The organism is Aneurinibacillus aneurinilyticus ATCC 12856 (genome assembly GCF_000466385.1).
Lineage (GTDB): Bacteria > Bacillota > Bacilli > Aneurinibacillales > Aneurinibacillaceae > Aneurinibacillus > Aneurinibacillus aneurinilyticus.
Genome location: NZ_KE952850.1, coordinates 2,302 through 6,904, shown reverse-complemented (window position 1 = coordinate 6,904; position 4,603 = coordinate 2,302). Strand labels below are relative to the sequence as shown.

The 4,603-nt window shown below is 37.7% G+C and carries 5 protein-coding genes and 1 pseudogene; 5 read left to right on the top strand and 1 reads right to left on the bottom strand.

The window, feature by feature from the left end; all coding sequences use genetic code 11:
- Positions 1-505: 505 nt before the first annotated feature.
- Positions 506-724: pseudogene (locus HMPREF0083_RS18455) on the top strand (DHHW family protein); the annotation flags it as partial.
- 4 nt (positions 725-728) lie between these two features.
- Positions 729-1,223 carry a DUF4358 domain-containing protein gene (locus HMPREF0083_RS18450; protein WP_021623171.1) on the top strand — a complete coding sequence of 165 codons (495 nt, stop codon included), beginning with the start codon at positions 729-731 and terminating at the stop codon, positions 1,221-1,223.
- Positions 1,224-2,023: 800 nt separating this feature from the next.
- On the opposite strand, the gene HMPREF0083_RS18445 is transcribed toward HMPREF0083_RS18450, so the two are convergent.
- Entirely contained in the window at positions 2,024-2,761 is a 738-nt protein-coding gene (locus HMPREF0083_RS18445) for an MBL fold metallo-hydrolase (protein WP_021623169.1), read from the bottom strand.
- A 239-nt stretch (positions 2,762-3,000) separates the two neighbouring features.
- Here HMPREF0083_RS18445 and HMPREF0083_RS30200 point away from each other — a divergent pair, with 239 nt between their 5' ends.
- The 3 genes from HMPREF0083_RS30200 (at position 3,001) to HMPREF0083_RS18435 (ending at position 4,590) form a co-directional block, all read left to right on the top strand.
- Positions 3,001-3,516, top strand: coding sequence for a DUF2867 domain-containing protein (locus tag HMPREF0083_RS30200; RefSeq protein WP_167331583.1), 516 nt, complete (start codon positions 3,001-3,003; stop codon positions 3,514-3,516).
- Between the two features lie 217 nt (positions 3,517-3,733).
- A complete protein-coding gene (locus HMPREF0083_RS18440; protein WP_021623167.1) occupies positions 3,734-4,090 on the top strand; it encodes a hypothetical protein in 357 nt (118 codons plus the stop codon).
- Between the two features lie 206 nt (positions 4,091-4,296).
- Positions 4,297-4,590 carry a hypothetical protein gene (locus HMPREF0083_RS18435; RefSeq protein WP_021623166.1) on the top strand — a complete coding sequence of 98 codons (294 nt, stop codon included), beginning with the start codon at positions 4,297-4,299 and terminating at the stop codon, positions 4,588-4,590.
- Positions 4,591-4,603 lie beyond the last annotated feature (13 nt).

The following is a 4,603-nucleotide window of genomic DNA, read 5'->3' as shown; positions in this document are numbered from 1 at the left end:
TGGAACGTACTGGATAATCAACACCCTTGTTATTATATAATTCATTAGACGAATTATTAATCGAAACTTATTCAAAAATATCATAAAAGACTCCATTAGCAGATGTGCACAATGATAGTATAGTGACTTAGTTTACAATGATGAACTCTTACCCTCAATTCAAAATTACAAGCAAGAAAACTTCAGCATATTTGTGACTATCTGAGACATCTGAGAAGCTTATGAAAAAGTTTGAAGATGTTGGAACCGATTTGAGAGTTCCCTTTTCAGAGCTTAATGATTTTGTTGTATATTAAAATATCTGATATTATCTGGATGATAAAATAATTTGGTAGCAATACTTATAAAAAGTACACCCAAATCAAAAGAGTAGCAATAAATCTCGAACTGGATTTTATTGCTGCTCTTTCTTTAAATTAAATTTATCTTGATTTTAGATGAATTTTCCACCTATTAATTTTCCCTAAGATATACCCAACACTGACACCATCACAATCCGATATATAATCCGAACGGGAAAAAGCTACTTGTGGTCAAAGATTCGTACGCCAACAGCTTCATTCCTTTCTTATTAAATCACTTCAGCGAAATTGATGTGGTAGACCTTCGGTATTATGAGGAAGACTTGGCGTTGTTCGTGAATCACGATATCCATGACATGTTATTGCTTTATAATGCGAATACGTTTTTTGAAGACCCATTCATAAAGAATCTAGCGAAGTGATTGTATGAGGAAACAATGGAAAGGTAACAGAAGCTTTATCCACGTTATTCTCGCGATTATCGTCGCGATCGGCGTTTTGACTGGTTGTTCGGGAAAGGATGACAAAACAGCTGAAAAACAATCGGCCACCCAAATTGGAAAAAGAATTGAACAGGCGATGAACTTAAAGGAAATGAGAGAGGGGGATCGGAATAAGCTGCAGAAATTGTATAAGATTGATGTAGACAGCGTTGAAGATTTTATTCTTTACACGTCTACATCGAATGTGAGAGCGGACGAATTGGCTATCATCAAGCTAAAGGATCAGAGTCAGGCAGAAAGCGTCAAAGAGAAAATCGGGCAACGAATCGATGCGCAAAAAATAAAATTCAAAGACTATCGCCCAAACGAATATTTTTTGGTCGAAAACCATGTGTTAAAGACGAAGGGACCATTTGTCTTCTTTGCAGTTTCTAAAGAGGCCAATCAAATGGAACATGCGTTTGATGACGCATTTTAAATGCATTAAGTTGATCCGCTCACTACGAAGTTACAAGGAGTGCTTCGATAGATTAAGCTAAACACCCTTCACTGCTTCCGATGCCTGCTCTATGTTTACAGAATTCTATTAGTACCCCTTTATCATTCGTACAATCCTGCTGAAAGGCCAAGTTCTAAGTGAGTAATCATAATTCTGTTTACCCCGATTTTCAATATTAAAGAAAATCTCGGCTCTGTTCGTTACAGGATGATGCCTTAGATAGGTTTCCCCGTATCTCTGCTTTTCGCGTACTGTCAGGCTTTACCCGCCGCCTTTAGCAGACGAAGCAGTGGGTATTTTGATATACGGAAGCTAGATGGCACAAAGATTCATGCTTCTGCCAGTTACAAAAAGCTTACCCGAATTGAATATGCATGTACATTATTAATTGAAAGGGAAAAAGGCGATTCCTCCCTGACTTACGCTACCGCTTAGAAGTTGGGGTCTCCTCGCTAAAAATGATGAAGACTGGAAGTTGGTTACGTTGAAGAACATGTCTATACGTACTCAGCCCATTTCAAATAATGAGAGCAACACTCTAATATGTAGAAGGAAGCAACAGTAAAGAATTTGTGATTTAACGGAAACATCCCTCTTTTGAACAAGGCAAACAAAAGAGGGATACTCCATGATTGGTTTAGATAGAGCAAGAATTAATGGCCTAAATTAAGAATGGGGTTATATAATTTTATTCCTGCTAACCACTTTTTATACATAGATTGTTTTCAATCCTTTATTGTTCGAGGTTGAACTACTCTCTTACGTGACGGTTGAAGAGGCTATTTCCTAATAAGCTTTTGGAGCTGATCTTTAATGTTATTTCTACTTAATCCTCCGTGATAACAAATTACCGTTTGAATGTCGAAGTCCAAATATTTCTCTAAAGAACGAAGGGCTGTATTCATGTCTGGTGTAGATTGCGGATGGGGTCCCATCAAAATCCCTTTCACACTAAACATGGCGTCTCCAACAACAAGGGTTTTGCTTTGTTCCAAATAAAGACTGATATGGCCAGGTGTATGCCCAGGCGTAAAGATAACGTGAATTCCTCCGCAATACGGAAGTTTCTGGCCATCTGCTAACGTTTTGTCTACCTTGGCCTTCGGAGGATTCTCCACCAGGGTCAACAATTTCCGACGTTCGGCTTCTGGAAGGGATTCCAATTGCCAAGCCATGCTATCGGGATTCCCTTTCAGAAGGGGCAGCTTCCCCTCGATATAGGGTGCATCCAGTTCATGAGCGTATACTTCAATGCCTCCACCAGACTCCTGTAGGATTTCGGGAAGACTGCCGATGTGGTCAAGATCCTGATGTGTCAAAATGACGACTTTTAACTTATCCAAGAAGACTCCGGCCTTGTCCATGGCCGCGCGTATTTGTTCCAATTGCCTAGGCGTGCCGGTATCAATCAGAATAGCGGTTTCATCGTCCCAAATCAGGGTAGGATTCAATTCTAAACAACTACCGAAAGTTTCAACTTGCAATTCCAACATTTCTATTCCACTCGCGATTTTCATCTTCTTCCCTCCGTTTTTGTATTGCCTTATTGCTTTCTCTATGTAAACGAATCAGAGCCGCCGAAGGATACGAGGTAGGGAGTTTTAGATTTACCAAAGGTTTAGTAAAATTTAACAATAAAGTCGTTAAATTTCGTGTTAAAATAAAGATCACTAAACCTTCACATAAAAAGGTATATTTAACATCTTGTAGTGAAAAATTCTAAGGGGGGGAAATTATCGAAAAACATATTATTGAAGTGACATCAGTCCCTAAAAATTCTTTAGCAGACCAAGCCTTTTCTTGTATCCATTATTCAGATTCATATAAGGCTATACTACCAGGTGAGTCAGCTTGTGATGTAGGGTCTATAACAAGATTGTTTTTAACTTCTGTTCCTACTTGGGTTACTCACTTAATGAAGATACGCGACCGATTAGTCAGTCTTATTGGGTTAAAGACATCTAATCGGTCTAAAATACAAAATATAACATTAAAACAGGGAAGTAGTATAGGAATATTTCGTGTAATCAATCGTGTATCTAATGAGATATTGCTAGGAGAAGATGATCGTCATTTGAACTTTCGTGTATCCATTTTATTAGACGAAGTAGATGGATTAAAATATATAACCGTATCAACTGTAGTATATTTTAATAATTGGTTAGGAAGACTTTATTTTGTTGTTGTAAGAAGAGTTCACAAAGCAATAGTACCCGCAATGTTGAAGAATATGGTGTGTAATATTAAAATAAACACAAATAGCTCCCACTAGTTGGAGAATTAAGATATTCACTGATGCAGTAGTATTACACCAAAAAGCATACACAAAGCCATCTGAAATTAATGTTATTTTTGAAGGATTGCAGATAAAAAAGCCCATGAAATGCAAAATAGGGTCGAACATTCCAGTAATCTATGGTAAAATAGGCGGAAATGAATAGTATGAATGGCGAAGCACGTCATTTCTCTTGTATTACAGGGGAAGTGGCGTGCTTTTTTGTTTTTTAAAGAAGGAGGGCAATGCATACGTTCACTTTTACAGACGTCGCTTGTTTCCTGTAAAAAGATTGCCGTTAGATAGAAGGCAACGGAAGTATGTACTCAGAAAAATTGAGAGTGAGAGGGAAAAAATTCAACTGAGATGGAATCGTTTATTTGGTGGAAGAAAAGAAGATTCTTTGGATGAACAAGAAAAATTTATAAAGGAAAAGTTCAGGTCGGAGCTGACGTCCTTACGAGTACTTTTTGATCGTTTAGAAAGTGATGATGTAGAGGAAAAGGACTTGTCCCAGATTCATTCTGTTGTCTTTCAAGAGAATAAAGCGTTGCAGTCACTATATACCTAATATGTGGAGTGATGTCATCTAGCTCGATTGGAGGGAAGATGTGGCACCTAATATAGTAGGCCACTGTATTTTATGCAAAAAGGAACCAAACGCTATTTTTCAATGCGGTTTCTCATAACATTATCATTACCAGCTGTAGCTTATGGAGAGGAAATAAAAAATGTAAACCCAGTATAGCAGTACAAATTGAAAATCAAGAAAAATCATTGCAGGCGGACATAGATGAGTCAGCGAAACAGATCCAGGCTGCCAACGAAAGGCTAGAAAAGCTTAAGGAACAAATCGCGACCGAGAAGATAGTATATGAAGAGACATCGAAAAAACTTCAACAGACAGAAGAGAAGTTACAACTGTGCAGGGAGCTGGTAAAAGACAGGGTAATGGCCATTTATGAAACCAATACGTTTCCTATCTTGATGTTTTATTACAATCAGGAAGCAACTTTAAAAAATGAAGTAAAATCAACTTTAGTATCGTACTCGCTTTTTCACTTTCGGTGAAAATTGCTATTTT